Raw genomic sequence first — 16,125 nt, forward strand, 5'->3', positions numbered from 1 at the left:
AACGATTACAAAGGATTTATTTTAATCTATCTCACAGGCAAATGGCTATTTCTTTATAGCTTCATCTGCATATTAATAGTAATGTAAAGCTTAGATAGCCTTACAAAAACTCTCCTGTTTTGGGGTCACTTTCTATATGGAAGTGACTCTTTTTTCTATTTTTGTCTCACGTTTTGCAACTATTATTATGGTGGAAAAAATCGGTCAAAATTTAGACAGCATAACCTACTTTCTTCCTAAGAATTCAATTATTACTGAAACTATGTTAGACTTAAAATTTAGTGCACATTAAGGATTTAGAGCAATAGTAATTAGAAAAGGATGAATTAATTGCGTAACATACAAAGTGAGAGTAAATATATATACACATATGTACATCACGTAGACGAGTACGATCTATGTAGAATGGAGATGCGTTCATTTTTTAGTGTTGATTCCCAATCAAATTTTCTTATAAGCAATATAGAGGTCAACCCTAGCCGTAGTCCTTTTATACAAGATCGACTTGAAGTGCTGTATGAAGATAACAGCATAGATAACATTAAAAAATTAGTGACCAATCTAATAGTAAATGCAAAAACCTATAAAGTGGTTTGTTTAAATAATTTTGATATAGGTGAAACAAAAAAAATCCCTCAATCAGAGCGTCGATTGATGGAACGTGAAATAGGATTATGTATAGAGGGAGAACCAGACCTTGATTTCCCTGAGGTTGTCTTTGGTCTTTTATTTATAGATGATAGATGGTACTTTGGCATACATAGCAAAAGTGAATCCATTTGGCGTAAGCATTTACACAAGCCACATAGCTATTCAACCGCGCTGAGCACAAGAGTCGCTCGAGCTGTTGCGAACATTGCAGTTCCTCAGCCTCAAAACATTCGTGCGATTGATCCATGTTGTGGTATAGGGACGGTAATAATCGAGGCCCTTTCTATGGGAATTGATATAGAAGGAAGAGATATGAATCCCCTTGTATGTAATGGTTCACGCGAAAACATTGCCTATTTTGGATTACAGGGAACAATAACATTAGGTCCCATCTCAGAAGTAACGGAACACTATGATGTAGCGATAATTGATTTACCATATAACTTATTTACGCATTCAACACGCGAAGATCAATTTGATATTATAAAACATGCTCGTCGAATTGCTGATAAAGTAGTTATCGTTACTATTGAAACAATTGATGACTTAGTAGCAGACGCTGGATTGGTTATAGTAGACAGAAGCATTGCGAAAAAGCAATCATTTTTACGTCAGATTTTATTATGTGAACAAAACTAAAACCACACTATTGCATAAAGGCTGATTGCTTGATTTCCAAAATCGTATGCATCAGCCAAATGGCAATCTTGTACATGTCTTCTAACTATAAATATACGATACAGCCTTTTTCTTGTAACTCTCCTAACCAAGATGGAACTTGTAAATCGTGATTCCATCTAAGATCCAGACGTTCTAGTCCTTCGATATCCAATAATGATTTTGGTAGCTCTGTTAGAAGATTGCTTCTTAAATCAATTTCCAATAAATTTTTTAAGCGTCCAATCTCTTCAGGCAATGTTGTCAATTGATTATGTCTTAAATTTAATCGTCTTAAGCTTAAACACTTATATATCGATTGAGGAATCGCCTTTAATTGATTTTCTTCCATGTCTAAAACCCTTAATAATGCTAACTCTCCTACATTTGCTGGAAGTATTGCAAGTTGATTATTTTTCACATGCAATTCTTTTAAATTACGTAAACATCCAATAGTTGTCGGCAACTCTGTCAATTGATTATTCATGACACGAAGTTCTATTAGTTTGTTTAATTGTCCTAGTTCATTTGGTAACTGTAATAATTGATTATCACTAAGATTTAAATATTTTACTTTAACGAGCTTTGCAATTTCAGAGGGAATCGATTGTAATTTATTATTATGAAGATATAAATAATCCTCGATGTTGTGCAGATTGCCAATTTCAGGTGGGATCATATCAATATCATTATGCCCTGCGTCCAGCATTGTAAGGCCTGATAAATCCCCTATATCAGCAGGCATTTGACGGATTTTATTTACGGATATATTTAATTTTTTTAAATTTTTCATGTTGTAAATTTCACAAGGGATTGTCGTGAATGCATTATCGAATAAGCTTAAATCTGTTATGTCATCTATAGGTACTTTTAAATTTGGTAAATTATCTAAATTCATATGGTGGAAGTTTAATTTCATTTGTCTTACTCCTCGTAAAATGCATTTTGTCAGTTTAGTATAAATTAATTAAAGTTTAAATGTAAATAATCTCCGTGAACACGACTTAGTTCAATATTATCTTTTGATGAAATCCAAAAATTGGGTTGTACCTTCTTTAACGCGGGTTACATAGCCATAAGCTTTTTTAATCGGCAAAATAAACCTCCCCTTTTATTTACATCTTATTGCTTCATTTATAGCCCAGCTTTGATGTTCATGAAATAAAATCTCTTTTGCCTGGTTTGGTTCCATCCATTTAAGGAAGTGATCTTCCTCTATAGGACTAGCAATTTGAATACCTGTATTACATAAGTAAAAAAAACCATCATTTAGATAATATTTTAATTCAATTGTAGAATAAAAATATCTTCGTGCGCGTCCTATAAAAGGACCTACTGTAACATCCATTCCCATTTCCTCAAGTGCTTCTCTTTTCAAACATTGCGCATGTGTCTCATTATTTTCTAAGCCCCCACCTGGAAGAAAAAACTTACCATTACTTGTTTGAATAATTGCAATTTTATCTTTCTGACTATTGAACATTACACAATAGACTGCAGGTCGTAATATGTATTCTATTTCTTCATCTTTTTCACCGAACGTTTTAATATCCATAATTCACCTCACTTGCTATTAGAACGAGAGTTGTCTTGAAAGCAGAAAATTTTATTTATCACATGAAAAGATTAAAAAGAGTGGAATCCTCATTCTTCGTTGATATTCACTTTCACTGCTAAATTTCTCGACTTTTGGTTTTCCTTCTCGAATATCATTAATTTTGAATCCAGCTAGCTTTAAAAGTTGAAAATATTCTTCAACTGTCCGATGATACTTAACAACTTTTTTATCAATCCAAGGTTCTACTCTATTGCCACTATAAAAATAATCATCTACAATCCAATCTGTCCTAGTAGCTGAAGCTGCTGCACTTTTTATTGATGAAGTTAATACTGGATGCTGAACACTAAATATAAATTTTCCGTTCGAAGCTAAGGATTTATGAATTTCCATAAAGATACTCTTTAAATCTGCTATATAATGTAGAGCTAATCGTGAAACAACTAAATCATAATGTTCTTTTGGAAAATCCCATGCTTCCATTGAAGAAAGATACACATTCCCCTTTGTTTCATTAAGATTTTTAGAAGCTTCTTTTACCATATTTTCAGAGCCTTCAACACCGTCATATTGGATACATCCTTTTTGTAAAAGTTCAACACCAAACTGAGCGTCACCGCATCCTAAATCTAACACCGTTTTCCCTTTTACATCACTCATAAGTTCTAACATTATCGGTTTTTCGATCATATTGTTCGGGCTTTCTACACGATTTCTTCTCGTTAAGTATTCGTTGAAAAATGTTGCATCGTCATAAGCTGCTACACCACTGTATTCCATGCGATTCACTCCTTGTAGATTTTCACTAATCATCATACCTTACAATAGGTAAATATTGTTTAATAATTCAAAAATAAAAAGAGCACAAATTAGTCCTCGCTAATATGTGCCCCACTATTTTATTTCGCTAATGATTTTGCTTCTCTTTATCCTTTCTAATTTTCATCATTATTAAGGTCATAATAAAACCAACAAAAATGACAATCCAATTATCAATAGCAGAAAAAGAAAATATTTTTGAAATGATAAAAAACACAACAATATATGCGGTAATCATAAATGAACCATACTCTGTAATAAATGAACCGAAATCTTTTCTTTTTTTCATAAGAAAAAACTCCCACATCCTTTATTTACAAACCAACATTTTAAATCATTTTGTCACTAAACTTCTATGTTAATATTCATGTAATTTTGGGTAAAATAATCCCTATTTCCATAATCATTTTTATATATCTTATCCATAGCCATTTGTTATAAGGTAAACTTGAAAAATATTACTGAGGATTCTATAATTCTTTTTCAAATAATAAATCCAAAAATAAAATTTTCCACGTGGTATTACACGTGGTATTAATTATGTTAATACTCCATAAAAAAACTTGTCAATACTTTTTTCTCAATTTTTTAATGGCAAGTATCTAAATTTTATAAAATTTTTGAAGATAGGTATATAGCAGAAAGTTACTCACTATAGGGGAGTTCCGTTATAAAAAGTTATTCATCTCATCATTCAAAAAAAACTATCTCCCCCCACTAACATTAATGATTTCACCTAATATATAATTCGAAGCATCTGATGCAAGAAAAGCTATTGTTTCTGCAATTTCAATTGGTTGTGCTACTCTTTTAATAGGTATAGTTGCAGACATGCGAGAAAGACGATCATCATTTGGCGAAAACTTTTCGTGGAAAGGCGTTTCAACCATCCCAGGTGCTACGCCGTTGACAATGATGCCATATTCAATGAGTTCTTTGGCCATACCAATCGTCATTGTATTTAATGCCCCCTTGGAAGCAGCGTAATGAATGCTTTCACCAGCACCGCCAATGCGCGCAGCAGTTGAAGATATATTGATTATCTTGCCTTCTTTTCTTGGAATCATATGTGTTAATACGGCTTGTGAACATAAAAGAACACTATTGATGTTTAGTCTGTATGTTTCTTCCCACAATTCTTCACTTGCATCCATAAACGTACTTTGTCGGATACCACCAGCAGCATTATTAATTAGAATATCAATTTTCCCAAAGGATGCTAGAGCCTGATCCACCATTGCATTTACTTGCTCTTTAATTGTGACATCCGCTTGAATAATGATCGCATCTCCACCATTTTCTTGAATGCACTGTACTGTTTCTAAAGCACCTTTTTTATTCGAAAGATAGTTAACAATGATTTTTGCACCTTTTGATGCAAGTAACTCCGCCGTAGCCCTTCCAATTCCAGAGCTTGCCCCTGTTATTAAAACTACTTTTCCATGTAAGTTTTGCATAGTTTCCCTCCTAGTATTTGTTATGAATACAACTTAGCATTTTAAATTTCATTTGTAAGGAATTTTATCTAATAATACTTATATGTAAGAAAAATTAAATTACAATTTTCAATAATATAGAATTGATTACTAGTGATACTAAAAGACGGAAAAAATTAATCTTTTCACCTACGATACCACCTATTCCACATTATCGTAGTACGCACGTTAGGAATTCTTTCTGACTTTTAGCGTATTTAACAGGACGGAAAAAGGCACCCAAATTGGGTGCCCTTTGTAAAGTATTTAGTTTTCATTAAACATTTAAACTGGGATTGGACATGCCTTTCCAGGAACACATGTTGGAGGCTTAGAAGGATACCCTCCGCTGCTACCTCCTCCTTGATCGTTTGTCGCACTTGCGCTCGCACCAAATGATAAAGTTGCTACTAGAAGCGTTGCAGCAGCCACAGACCATATTGTCTTTTTCTTTTTCATTATTACATTCACTCCTTCATCAATTTTTTGTACTACAATTACTATATTAGACATTATTTGTAAAAATCCTTCTAGTTTTTTAAATTTTTTTAATTTTAGGGACAAATCTTTTACACCACTCTGGATATTTAAAATTCTCACTAATTTAATACAATTTATTGCATAAAACACTCAACCTATGAGAGGCATCGAGAATCAATCATCTGTACCGTTGCCCAACTCGTTTGCTCTCACGACGCATAATAAAAAACCCTCCACAGGTGCTTGTGGAGGGTAAATATTATTAATCTAATTCTAAAACAAAAAGATTAATAAAAATTAATTTGTCACATTAAGTTTCATCACTTTAGTTACGCCATTTATTGTGAATTTAATATCAAATGTTCCTTCTGTTACTAGAGTCTTAGTACCAAACTTCATCATGAACCAAAATGGTTGGTCTGGATATGTCATAATATTTACGTTTGGAATTGTGATTGTTTGACCATTATTTGAAATCATTCCTGCTGTTAAATTAATTCCTGAGCCATTATTTGAAAATGTATATTTGTCATTAATATCAGCAGTGAATGCTCCGTCTAAATCAATAGTAACCGTTGCATTAATAATCGGTTTTTCAGTACGTACTGTTGGCCATAAACTATTTAAAGCTCCATTATTTATATTCGTCCCTAGTGGGAATGAATATGAGGTACTTCCTATATTATCCTCTAAAGAAAAGGATAATCCCAATACTTGTGGTGTTGCTAGACTTAATACTGGATTTCCTGATGGTACCCCAGATTGTGCTACTGGTGTTACTTCAAAAAATATATATTTATCTACATCTGCTCCCGTTAAAGTATACATATTAGCATTCGCACCACTAATTGCTACCTTATTTGTTCCATTCACATCATCCGAAGTGTACCATTGATAAGTTGAAGTGCCTTCTAAATCATTTTCTTTGTCAGTATAATCATAGTTTCCTATTAAAACTTGTCCTTCTTTCGCTGTTCCACTAATATTTACATTTGATACTTTTGGTGCTTCATTACTTACACTATTCTCGCCTTATGCATTTTAGCGCTTTATAACGAGCCTTCACCGTACGTGCGACTTTCATCGCATACGGCGATCCGTCAACAATAATTTTCAACTTATTTCCCCGTCAACATCTTAAATATATTTAGAATATAAATCAATAGTATTCTGACAAGGTAAAGAATTCTTAACCTTACTCTAGAAGTCCAGTTTACTTACAATTAAATTTAAATGAATTATAGTTTTTAGGTTCAATTGAAATTGAAATACTATAGGGGTACAAATTAAATTTGTACCCCTCATACCTTGCTATATTAGCATGTGTATCACTCTATCGAAATATATTATGTTCATAGAGATAATCATAAGAAAGATCGACGAATAAATATTCGTGTTCATTAATGGCAATGGAAAACGTTCGCGTAATTTCCCCTGTTTCAATATCTCGATACAGTTCTGAAATTTCCCCATTTTGATCATTACGCATTTTAATAATCGTTTGTAGGAAATACGGCCGCCAGCTCCAATTTTTATTAATTGCATTTGGCTGTAATTCCCATTTACCTTCGTAACGCATGACGTTTGGTGTTAATTGGAAACCATCCTCATTGCAAATATATAATCGGAATGAATAATGATCTAAAAGCTCTGCTAAATGCTCTAATTGTGAGATATTATCGCTAGAAGGTTTGATACGATGAACAATTGCCTCTAGCTCCTCTCGTAATTTCTTTAACTCAAAATATTGTGCCTCAAGCATTTTCTTTTCCGAAGTAATAAATTGCTGACATTCTTCTTTAAAACGTTCCTTTAATATATCTTTCTCTACAAATGTCCTTGCAGCATTAGCTAAATAAGAACCTTGATAGAAGCGTCCTCCATTTTTCCAAGCGAATTGCAATTGATACACTGTGCCAATTCCTTCAAACAGTAGGTTTGCACCTATCTTATATGCCAAACTTCCAATTGCAGAAATCATATCGGATTGAGCAGACCATGAATCATAATTTAAATCGCGTATATTTACCTTTAAAATTTGCGGTGATAATAATGCGATATGCTCTAAATGACTTTCAGCTCCTACTTCCTGTACAGCAATTTTTACACCAAAAGTTGTGAAATAACGTAGTGCATGGTGTAATTTATTGATATCACCTAAAAACCGATGCTCTGAAACCACCAGTACAATGCGGTGTAGGTCTTCTTCACCTATATATTGTTGAATAATATTAAAGTGACTTTCACCGAAATCTTGCATTAACAAATTCGGGTTACTCGGAATATAAATATCAATGTCGGCTGCTATTGTATCTATTTGGGTTAGCGCTGCGTGTAAAATTTTATGTTCCATATCAATACGATATTCTTCTGGAATATCTTCATTATTAACAAAGTCCTTTAAGTTGATTTGCTGTCCTTCTATTTGTAACTGACCGGAAATTTCGTAGGCAATCACCGTATGCGCATCAGCGCTAAATATAGGTTGAAAATACCCATGTATTTGATCTAAATTAGTTAACACTTCAATTGCGTCCATTGTCGAAACCTCCATACTTGAATAATTTATTATTATTCAAAAATAACATTACATCTACAGTTCATTTTATGAAAAAGCTCTCTGACTGTATAATAGTGTGTTTATAGGAATTTCGCAACTTCACCTGCATATTTTTTTGGCTAAATGCCAATCACTTTATATGGTCACTAATTCTTTTTCTTGCTGTTTTGGTACGACAAGTTCTGGCAGACGCACCCAGCTTAATCCTAGTGTACCCTCTCCTGCATGCACACCAACACAAGCACTTAATGGCAGTACTTGAAAAGTAATAAGAGGATAAGCTTTCTCTAAAGCTGATTTCCAACTAATTGCGCCTTCTTCATTATTGCAGTGGATAACTGCTACTTCTGGGATAATACTTGATTCTAAATCCTTACTTAGAAGGGATTCCACATATGCTTTTGCCTTTGTTGCTGCACGTACTTTTTCTTTCATAACAACTTTTCCATTTTCAAAGGAAATCACGACTTTTATATTTAAAAGATGGCTCAAAAACGCCTGTGTTCCTGAAACGCGACCACTTTTATGCAATTGTGATAAGCTTGCCGGGATAAAAGATAGTTCACTATGATCAGCAAGTTCATTAATCTTTTCAACGATTTGATCTGGTTCGAAACCATCCCGTTCTAATTGCTGACCCAGTTCAATCATTTTCATCATTGGAAATGAGCCGATTTTTGAATCGACTGGATAGACGTCAAATTGTGCTTGTTGTGCTGCTGTGAAAGCGCTTAAATAAGTGCCCGACAAATGTTGCGAAGTATGAATAGCAATAGCACAGGCATAGCCCTGCTGCTTTAACGATTTATATAACGCGACCACTTCACCAATGGCAGGTTGTGATGTCTTTGGATGTGTTTTAGTCGTACGAAGTTTGTCATAAAATTCATCATGTGTCATATCAACAGTTTCTCGTAATACCCCTTCATCAAAAACAATATTAAGTGGTAAAACGTGAATTTGATTGTCCTGTATGAATTTTTCATCTAACAATGCTGCTGTATCTGTAACCCATGCTATTTTCTTATTCATTAAATGCTGTGCTCCTCGTCTATTGTAAAATATTATTATCCTTATAGCTTATGCAACTATACATAGACAGAACCGTGATGAATAGTGACATTTATCATAATCAGAAAATTTATTTACATTGTTCGACATCATTCCGACAATATTCGCAATAAAAAAACAGCATTCCAAAAGCATGAAGAGTGAGCACACTTTTAGAATACTGCTATTTGTTAAGATTCATTCATAAAGAAATATAAGATTACAGCTAATACCATCAATGATAAAAGGACTGCAATCGTAACCCGTAGTGGTGAAATCGGTGCATTTCCTCCGACACGACCTGTTTGACCATTCACCATAAATCTAAAAATTTTATCTTTATATCGGAAAGAAGAAAGCCAAATTGGCAACATTAAATATTTATATGTAATGTCATCATGTGTTGTAGAGAAGCGCACATTGGAAACAACATCTGCAAACTTTTCTAGACGAATTTTTGAAGTGATTTGTGCCTGTAAGTGATTATGAATTTCTCTCTTTGCTTGACTCCAACCATCCTGTAATCCAATGCTATATCGTTCTGATAGAAAACCTGCCACATATTCTGGCTTATAGGATTTATTGTTTAGTAAGTTAAAGGGTTCAATTTTACGCATCATTTGACGATCATAACGAGTCGTTGCACTAATTAAATGATCATCAATAAACTCCTGGTAAAAACCACTTGTAGAATACCAATCTGTTACAGTCTTTTGATTGCCATCTTTGTCAGTAACCGTACGATGTTTGCCATAGCTTGCTGAGTAACGAGAGCTTGTTTTAGTATCAAATGTCCAATAAGGTAGATACACACCTTTAAATGAATCTGGCTTTGCACTTATTTTAGCTGCTTTCGGCGTAAACCATCTTCCTTTAATCCATTTTTGAAAATTTTCGCCTGCTTGTTTGTCTGTTATTTCGAAAGCACAGACGCCATTAGGTGCAAGTGTGTTTTCAGCACTTGCTTCCATTACTTGATTGGAACCGCAATACGGACAGCTATCCGCCACTTGTAATGCATCGTAAATTGTTTCGGCTGCACAGGCTTTACAAATAACAGTTTTTTTCTCTACGCCCCAGTTAAAGTTCCCTCGTTCCTCAGCTTTAGCAAAATCCATTTCCTGCGCCACTTTTTCTTGTTCCATTTCAGGTGTCGCAATCTCTGTTTCAAAGCCACAGTAAGGACAAGTTAACTTGCCCGTAGATGGGTTAAATTCAATTGATGCACTGCATGATGGACATTCAGCATCGAATTCTAGCTTTGCCTCTTTGACGTTTTCCGCTTCTTGCGTCGTCATCATCAGTCATCTCCTTACTTCATATCATTATCATCAAAAATATCGCCACATTCAGGACAAAATTTTGGAGGAGTTACAGGGTTTTCTGGTTCCCAACCACATTTATCACATGCATATTGCAATGCTCCTGTTGGTTTTTTTGCTCCACATTCACTACAGAATTTTCCTTTATTGCTCGTGCCACAAGCACATGTCCAACCCACTTCTACGGGCTTTGATGTTCCACAATTTGAACAAAATTTACTTGTATTCTCTTGCCCACATGTACATGTCCAAGCATTTGATGGACTTGCTTGGACATTTGTAGTTGCTTGTGTCTGCTTATTTTGCTCACTCATTTGAAATAGCTGACTTGCATTGACGCCACCTGATTGTGTTGCCATGTTCATGCCCATGAACCCTGCCATCGCTCCACCATCGTTGTGTGCAGCTGCTATCATTGCTTCAGCCTGTGCTCCTGTTAAATGAGCCGCGGCCATACCTGGATCACGCATTACTGCATTACGCTGTAGTTGTTTAATCATCGCTTCATCTTCTTCAGATGCTTTTAATGAACTAATTCCAAAAGACACGACAGCTAAACCGCGTGTTGCTAGCCATTTTTCTGATAGCACTTTGTTAAGGGCATCGGCTAGAGCCACTGTATGTGCAGGTATTTCACTATAACGTACGCCACTTGCAGAAACATGAGCAAATGCTGGTTGTAGAGCGGTCATAAGCTCTGTTTTCAATTGACTATCAATTGAATCACGAGTATATTCGCTCTCCACATTACCACAGACATTTGTATAAAATAATAATGGGTCCACTATTTTATAGGAATACTCGCCATGACAACGAATAGCAATATCAATATCTAGACCGATATTGCGATCAATGACACGGAAAGGAATCGGTGCAGGTGTTCCGTACTTATTACCAACGATTTCTTTCTTATTAAAATAATACACACGCTGATCTTTTCCTGGCTCGCCACCAAATGTGAAACGCTTTCCAATTTGTTTGAATGTCTCTGTAATGTTTGATGAAAGGTCATCGCCATACATAATAGTTGGCTCAGTAGATGTGTCATAAACATATTCGCCAGATTCGGAAGAAAACTCCACCACTTTGCCCTGCTCAACAATCATCATACATTGACCTTCATTGATTGCAATGATAGAGCCATTACTTATAATATTGCTTTGTCCTTTATTTGAGCCTCGTTTAGATGTACGTTTTACACCTTTAGTGACAAGAACATCTGCTGATAAAGACTCACAGTAGAAATATTCACGCCATTGATCTTCTAATACACCTGTTAAGGCACCAATACCCGCTTTTAATAAACCCATTTCATTTCCCACCTTTAATTAAATACTTCAAACTATTTTATCATTAAAATTATTGAACTCACTATTGTATTACGCAGGAAAGGACAATTTGTTTCAAAATTTTTGCTTTAGCATGGAAAATCCTCTATAACAGGCTGCTAGTAAAACTCATTATTTCCCTATTGAAAAACCGTCAAAATATTTTCCTCCGAATGGCTCAAGTACATTGTTCACTAATTGGATAATGTGTTGTTTATTACCTGTTTTATAAAAAATATCGAATGCCTGAATAAAATGAAGTGTGAATGCCTCATCATGTTGTAGTAATGCACGTACTACCCATTTTGAATGACCAATCCATTGACGGTTTGTTCTTAATACAAATTCGCTTACTAATTCAGCAAGAGCATTCGCAATAAATAATTCTTCTGCTTTATTGGAACAACCTATAAAATCATCTAGTGCATCGGAAATAAAATATTGCTTTATTTTAATTGTTTGTTCAGTCCATTCTTCTGGGCCTTTATCTAAAAGTAGTTTCGCTTCATTTTTAATGGCATCGAGAATACCGTTATCTTTTAAAACGATACCTTCTGAAACCATTCTTGGCATGGATGGTCTTGCTCTTTTATAATCTTCGTGAAAATACTGCTTATATGATGTTAAATTATGGACAAACACTTCTATAGCCCAACCGAACGCTACTATAGATTCTCGATAAGAGGTCATTCGATTATTATCAAAGACAACAATATCTAAGTCAGATGTTTCTGTTGCTTCACCTCGAACGACACTTCCAGCTAATAACGCCCCATCGCAATGTGGGAAATATTGTGCAATAAACTGCTGCGCTGCCTCAATTGCATTGCCCTTTTTTAAATCATTCACTTTTACCACCTCTGCTTATTAAATGCTATACGAAACATTCTACATTTAAGATCATTTTCCTTTAAAAAAGGCCAAACTAATAATTACCTTTTATTTAGAATAATATTGTAATTAATAACAAATTGTTTAAATGATGTATAATAAAAATGGAACCTATTTAGCCTATAGTTACTGTGGTATGGTTAATTTTCCAATGGGAAGGAGCTATAACATGAAACAACAAGAAATTTTAACGATTACGAATTTGACAAAGAGTTATGGTAGTAAGGAAATATTAAAAGGAATCGACTTACGTGTTTCAAGAGGAGAAATTATTGGTTATATTGGTCCAAACGGTGCTGGTAAAAGTACTACTGTTAAAATTATTTTAGGAATCGAAGGCGAATATGCTGGAGAAATTAAGCTATTTGGAGAAGATATAAGGCAAAATAATATTGAATATAAACGTAATGTTGGTTATGTACCAGAAATAGCCGATGTTTATGATAATTTAACTGGTTATGAATATTTGACGTTTATCGGCCAGCTTTATGGATTAAATTTTGATTTCGCTGCCGCAAAATCAAAAACGCTAATGGAATTGTTTGGTGTTGGAGAAGCCTATCATGCTAGAATATCCTCTTATTCAAAAGGCATGAGACAGAAGCTATTAATTATCGCTAGCCTTATACATAATCCCGATTTACTGTTCTTGGATGAACCTATTAATGGCTTGGATGCGAATAGTGTCATGATCTTTAAGGAGATTTTAACGCAACTAGCAGCTCAAGGTAAAACAATATTTTATTCCTCCCATATCATGGATGTTGTCGAAAAAATTAGTAGTCGCATCATTTTATTGAATGATGGCAAAATCGCTGCTGACGGTACATTTGCCCAACTACAAACCGCTAATACAGCAGGAACTTTAGAAGGGATTTTTAATCAGCTTACAGGTTTCCATAATCATAAGGAAATTGGTGAACAATTCGTATCGGTAGTTCAGGAGGTGTAGATATGAAAGATTTCAAAATCCTGCAACTGCTTGATAAATTGCATTTTATTTTTCGTAAAATGGGTATTGATTATCAGATGATGAGGCAAATCCTCCATATTAAATTAACAATGGATGAACGAAAAGTACCAACTATTTTCAACCAAAACAAAAAAGATCAGAAAAATAGTTACATCAAGTCTTTATGGATTTATGCACTATACGGTCTTGTGTTAATTCCATTTATCGTCTTTGGCCAAAACTATCATTTTCAGATGAGCATTGCTTTTGGCATGATTATTTTTATTATCATGACAACATTAATTTCAGACTTTTCTTCTGTATTGCTGGATGTACGTGATCGAAGCATCCTCTCAACGAAGCCTATCACCGCTAAAACAGTGAACGCCGCCAAATGTATGCATATACTCATCTATTTAACGTATTTAACAATTGCCTTAACAGCGATTCCGCTTTTAGTCGGCCTATTTACACAAGGAATAGTATTCTTTCTATTAACTGTGCTAGAACTTATTTTCATTAATATTTTTATTGTCGTTTTAACATCGATTTTATATATTGTAATTTTAAGATTTTTTGATGGAGAAAAACTAAAGGATATCATCAATTATGTACAAATCGGTTTATCGTTAGTATTAATGATTGGATATCAAGTGCTAATTAGATCCTTTGAATTTGTCGATTTTAATATTGTCGTAACCTTTAATTGGTGGAGTATTTTCATCATTCCGATGTGGTTTGCTGCACCGTATGAGCTAATTCTTAATGGGAATCACTCATTATTTACTATTGTAGGCTCAATTTTCTCTGTCATTATACCTCTTATATCAATATGGCTGTATATAAAGCTAATCCCAACATTTGAACGGAATCTACAAAAGTTATTAGGAACAAGCAAAGCAAAAAAAGAAAAGAAAAGTCGCCTAAAAGATTATTTATTAACAATCATTTGCCGAACAACGGAGGAAAGAGCCTTTTACCGCTTCGCCTCCCTTATGATGAAACAAGAGCGAGAATTTAAATTGAAGGTCTACCCATCTTTAGGCTTTTCTTTCGTCATTCCTTTTATTTTTATATTTAATGTAATTCGTTCAGAAGATGCTGATTTTTCTGTCAGTATAAGTTATTTAAATATTTATTTTAGTATGCTAATTATCCCGTCAGCTGTGATTATGCTAGGCCATTCAGCAAAATTTAAAGCAGCGTGGATATATAAAGTCTTCCCAATTAAAGACTATACAGACTTACAAAAAGGTAGTCTAAAAGCTTTTCTACTAAAGTTATATATTCCATTGTATATTGTCCTCAGCATAGTATTTTGCTTTCTTTATGGTTTGCGAATCATTCCAGATTTAATGACTGTTTTAGTAGCAAGCTGCTTATATACAATAATTTGTTATGTAGGCTTTGGAAGCAAGATTCCTTTTACGAAGCCCATTGATGAAATCGGTGATGGTCAGAGCTGGAAAACCCTAATATTATTTATTCCATTAGCTATACTAGCGGGTCTACACTATTTCATGGCTACACGCATACACTATGGCACAATTATTTATTTAATTTTACTTCTCATCACGAATTATATTTCTTGGAAGCTTATATTTAAACGCTCAAAGTATCAGTAAAGAGTACTTCCATTTCAAAATAATAAAACCCCCTTGCATGTTTCCACTAATGCAAGGGGGCATTTTAAATGTAGTAGTATTCTTTTAAAATAGTCCTTTGTTATGCTACTTTACAACTCATAACTCATTACGATTAATTCCCCTTTTATCCCCATCACTCTTTCACCTTTATCGATATAACCACACTTCTTGTAAAGTCCTTGTGCAGCTTCATTCTTTACATTTACTGCTAATACAATTTCATTTATTCCACTAAAGTGCTCTTTCACAAATTCAGGTAATAGCATTAAAGCCTTTTTGGCATAACCTTTCCCTTGATGACGATTATCTGTTGAAAAAGCTCTTATTAAAATCGCATTTTCATTATTAGAATATGGCTTTACACCCTCATTTCGATGTAAGACAAAGAAAACAACAAGCTTTCCTTCATCAATTGCTAAAATTGAATGACGATTGGCATCCGCTTTCGCAAGTTCAAGACATTCCTGTGGTGTTCCCGTAAATTCAAGTTGTTCTTCAGTTAATTGATACTGTTCAATTAAATGCATAAAGTTGTCTTCAAATATGTATAATTGCATAGTTTCTCCCCTTAGTTAGAACATTTGTTCTAATTGTATCAATGTTATGAGTAACATTCAAGATAATTATGGTACAGAAATCAATTTCCTGGTCTTCTATTTAGAAGAAATTAGTTTTGCAACTAACAAAAGACAGCACCAGTTATTCTGATACTGCCCTTTGTAAATAATATTTTTAT

15 protein-coding genes and 1 pseudogene are annotated in these 16,125 nt (G+C 34.1%); 3 read left to right on the forward strand and 13 right to left on the reverse strand.

What is annotated here, in order from left to right; genetic code table 11:
* The first annotated feature begins 330 nt into the window (after window positions 1–330).
* Entirely contained in the window at window positions 331–1,290 is a 960-nt protein-coding gene (locus ACIQ1H_RS06880; RefSeq protein ID WP_402887542.1) for a TRM11 family SAM-dependent methyltransferase, read from the forward strand.
* Window positions 1,291–1,375: 85 nt separating this feature from the next.
* On the opposite strand, the gene ACIQ1H_RS06885 is transcribed toward ACIQ1H_RS06880, so the two are convergent.
* From ACIQ1H_RS06885 to ACIQ1H_RS06940, 12 genes and pseudogenes are all read right to left on the reverse strand, one after another.
* Window positions 1,376–2,227, reverse strand: a complete 852-nt coding sequence (locus ACIQ1H_RS06885; protein ID WP_402887544.1) for a leucine-rich repeat domain-containing protein — start codon at window positions 2,225–2,227, stop codon at window positions 1,376–1,378.
* A 192-nt stretch (window positions 2,228–2,419) separates the two neighbouring features.
* Window positions 2,420–2,863, reverse strand: coding sequence for an NUDIX hydrolase (locus tag ACIQ1H_RS06890; protein WP_402887546.1), 444 nt, complete (start codon window positions 2,861–2,863; stop codon window positions 2,420–2,422).
* A 51-nt stretch (window positions 2,864–2,914) separates the two neighbouring features.
* Window positions 2,915–3,646 carry a class I SAM-dependent DNA methyltransferase gene (locus tag ACIQ1H_RS06895; protein ID WP_402887547.1) on the reverse strand — a complete coding sequence of 244 codons (732 nt, stop codon included), beginning with the start codon at window positions 3,644–3,646 and terminating at the stop codon, window positions 2,915–2,917.
* A gap of 127 nt (window positions 3,647–3,773) precedes the next feature.
* Entirely contained in the window at window positions 3,774–3,974 is a 201-nt protein-coding gene (locus ACIQ1H_RS06900) for a hypothetical protein (RefSeq protein WP_402887549.1), read from the reverse strand.
* Window positions 3,975–4,389: 415 nt separating this feature from the next.
* Window positions 4,390–5,142 (reverse strand): SDR family NAD(P)-dependent oxidoreductase, encoded by a 753-nt coding sequence (locus ACIQ1H_RS06905; RefSeq protein ID WP_402887551.1) that lies wholly within the window; start codon window positions 5,140–5,142, stop codon window positions 4,390–4,392.
* 303 nt (window positions 5,143–5,445) lie between these two features.
* A complete protein-coding gene (locus tag ACIQ1H_RS06910) occupies window positions 5,446–5,619 on the reverse strand; it encodes a hypothetical protein (RefSeq protein ID WP_172771383.1) in 174 nt (57 codons plus the stop codon).
* 318 nt (window positions 5,620–5,937) lie between these two features.
* Window positions 5,938–6,630 (reverse strand): annotated as a pseudogene (locus tag ACIQ1H_RS06915) (hypothetical protein); the annotation flags it as partial.
* A gap of 343 nt (window positions 6,631–6,973) precedes the next feature.
* Window positions 6,974–8,179, reverse strand: a complete 1,206-nt coding sequence (locus tag ACIQ1H_RS06920) for an EAL-associated domain-containing protein (protein WP_402887555.1) — start codon at window positions 8,177–8,179, stop codon at window positions 6,974–6,976.
* Window positions 8,180–8,335: 156 nt separating this feature from the next.
* A complete protein-coding gene (locus tag ACIQ1H_RS06925) occupies window positions 8,336–9,232 on the reverse strand; it encodes a DegV family protein (protein ID WP_402887557.1) in 897 nt (298 codons plus the stop codon).
* 209 nt (window positions 9,233–9,441) lie between these two features.
* The gene (locus ACIQ1H_RS06930) at window positions 9,442–10,548 is read right to left on the reverse strand and encodes a TFIIB-type zinc ribbon-containing protein (protein ID WP_337982173.1); all 1,107 of its coding nucleotides are present in this window, start codon (window positions 10,546–10,548) and stop codon (window positions 9,442–9,444) included.
* Between the two features lie 14 nt (window positions 10,549–10,562).
* On the reverse strand, window positions 10,563–11,882 hold the full coding sequence (locus ACIQ1H_RS06935; protein ID WP_402887559.1) for an SPFH domain-containing protein: 1,320 nt from the start codon (window positions 11,880–11,882) through the stop codon (window positions 10,563–10,565).
* Window positions 11,883–12,032: 150 nt separating this feature from the next.
* Window positions 12,033–12,749 carry a nucleotidyltransferase domain-containing protein gene (locus ACIQ1H_RS06940; protein WP_402887561.1) on the reverse strand — a complete coding sequence of 239 codons (717 nt, stop codon included), beginning with the start codon at window positions 12,747–12,749 and terminating at the stop codon, window positions 12,033–12,035.
* Between the two features lie 211 nt (window positions 12,750–12,960).
* Between ACIQ1H_RS06940 and ACIQ1H_RS06945 the strand changes: the two genes are divergently transcribed.
* Complete coding sequence (locus tag ACIQ1H_RS06945) at window positions 12,961–13,743, forward strand: ABC transporter ATP-binding protein (protein ID WP_402887563.1); 783 nt, start codon at window positions 12,961–12,963, stop codon at window positions 13,741–13,743.
* Between the two features lie 2 nt (window positions 13,744–13,745).
* Window positions 13,746–15,368 (forward strand): hypothetical protein, encoded by a 1,623-nt coding sequence (locus ACIQ1H_RS06950; RefSeq protein WP_402887565.1) that lies wholly within the window; start codon window positions 13,746–13,748, stop codon window positions 15,366–15,368.
* 110 nt (window positions 15,369–15,478) lie between these two features.
* On the opposite strand, the gene ACIQ1H_RS06955 is transcribed toward ACIQ1H_RS06950, so the two are convergent.
* On the reverse strand, window positions 15,479–15,946 hold the full coding sequence (locus tag ACIQ1H_RS06955) for a GNAT family N-acetyltransferase (protein ID WP_402887567.1): 468 nt from the start codon (window positions 15,944–15,946) through the stop codon (window positions 15,479–15,481).
* Window positions 15,947–16,125 lie beyond the last annotated feature (179 nt).

Source organism: Lysinibacillus sp. NPDC097279 (genome assembly GCF_044761745.1).
Classification (GTDB): domain Bacteria; phylum Bacillota; class Bacilli; order Bacillales_A; family Planococcaceae; genus Lysinibacillus.

Excerpts from the sequence above, each read along its gene's own strand:
- ACIQ1H_RS06885 (WP_402887544.1), bottom strand. The coding sequence starts at position 2,227 with ATGAAATTAAACTTCCACCATATGAATTTAGATAATTTACCAAATTTA.
- ACIQ1H_RS06955 (WP_402887567.1), bottom strand. The coding sequence starts at position 15,946 with ATGCAATTATACATATTTGAAGACAACTTTATGCATTTAATTGAACAG.
- ACIQ1H_RS06920 (WP_402887555.1), bottom strand. The coding sequence starts at position 8,179 with ATGGACGCAATTGAAGTGTTAACTAATTTAGATCAAATACATGGGTAT.
- ACIQ1H_RS06895 (WP_402887547.1), bottom strand. The coding sequence starts at position 3,646 with ATGGAATACAGTGGTGTAGCAGCTTATGACGATGCAACATTTTTCAAC.
- ACIQ1H_RS06945 (WP_402887563.1), top strand. The coding sequence starts at position 12,961 with ATGAAACAACAAGAAATTTTAACGATTACGAATTTGACAAAGAGTTAT.
- ACIQ1H_RS06950 (WP_402887565.1), top strand. The coding sequence starts at position 13,746 with ATGAAAGATTTCAAAATCCTGCAACTGCTTGATAAATTGCATTTTATT.
- ACIQ1H_RS06910 (WP_172771383.1), bottom strand. The coding sequence starts at position 5,619 with ATGAAAAAGAAAAAGACAATATGGTCTGTGGCTGCTGCAACGCTTCTA.
- ACIQ1H_RS06890 (WP_402887546.1), bottom strand. The coding sequence starts at position 2,863 with ATGGATATTAAAACGTTCGGTGAAAAAGATGAAGAAATAGAATACATA.
- ACIQ1H_RS06935 (WP_402887559.1), bottom strand. The coding sequence starts at position 11,882 with ATGGGTTTATTAAAAGCGGGTATTGGTGCCTTAACAGGTGTATTAGAA.
- ACIQ1H_RS06925 (WP_402887557.1), bottom strand. The coding sequence starts at position 9,232 with ATGAATAAGAAAATAGCATGGGTTACAGATACAGCAGCATTGTTAGAT.
- ACIQ1H_RS06930 (WP_337982173.1), bottom strand. The coding sequence starts at position 10,548 with ATGACGACGCAAGAAGCGGAAAACGTCAAAGAGGCAAAGCTAGAATTC.
- ACIQ1H_RS06905 (WP_402887551.1), bottom strand. The coding sequence starts at position 5,142 with ATGCAAAACTTACATGGAAAAGTAGTTTTAATAACAGGGGCAAGCTCT.
- ACIQ1H_RS06900 (WP_402887549.1), bottom strand. The coding sequence starts at position 3,974 with ATGAAAAAAAGAAAAGATTTCGGTTCATTTATTACAGAGTATGGTTCA.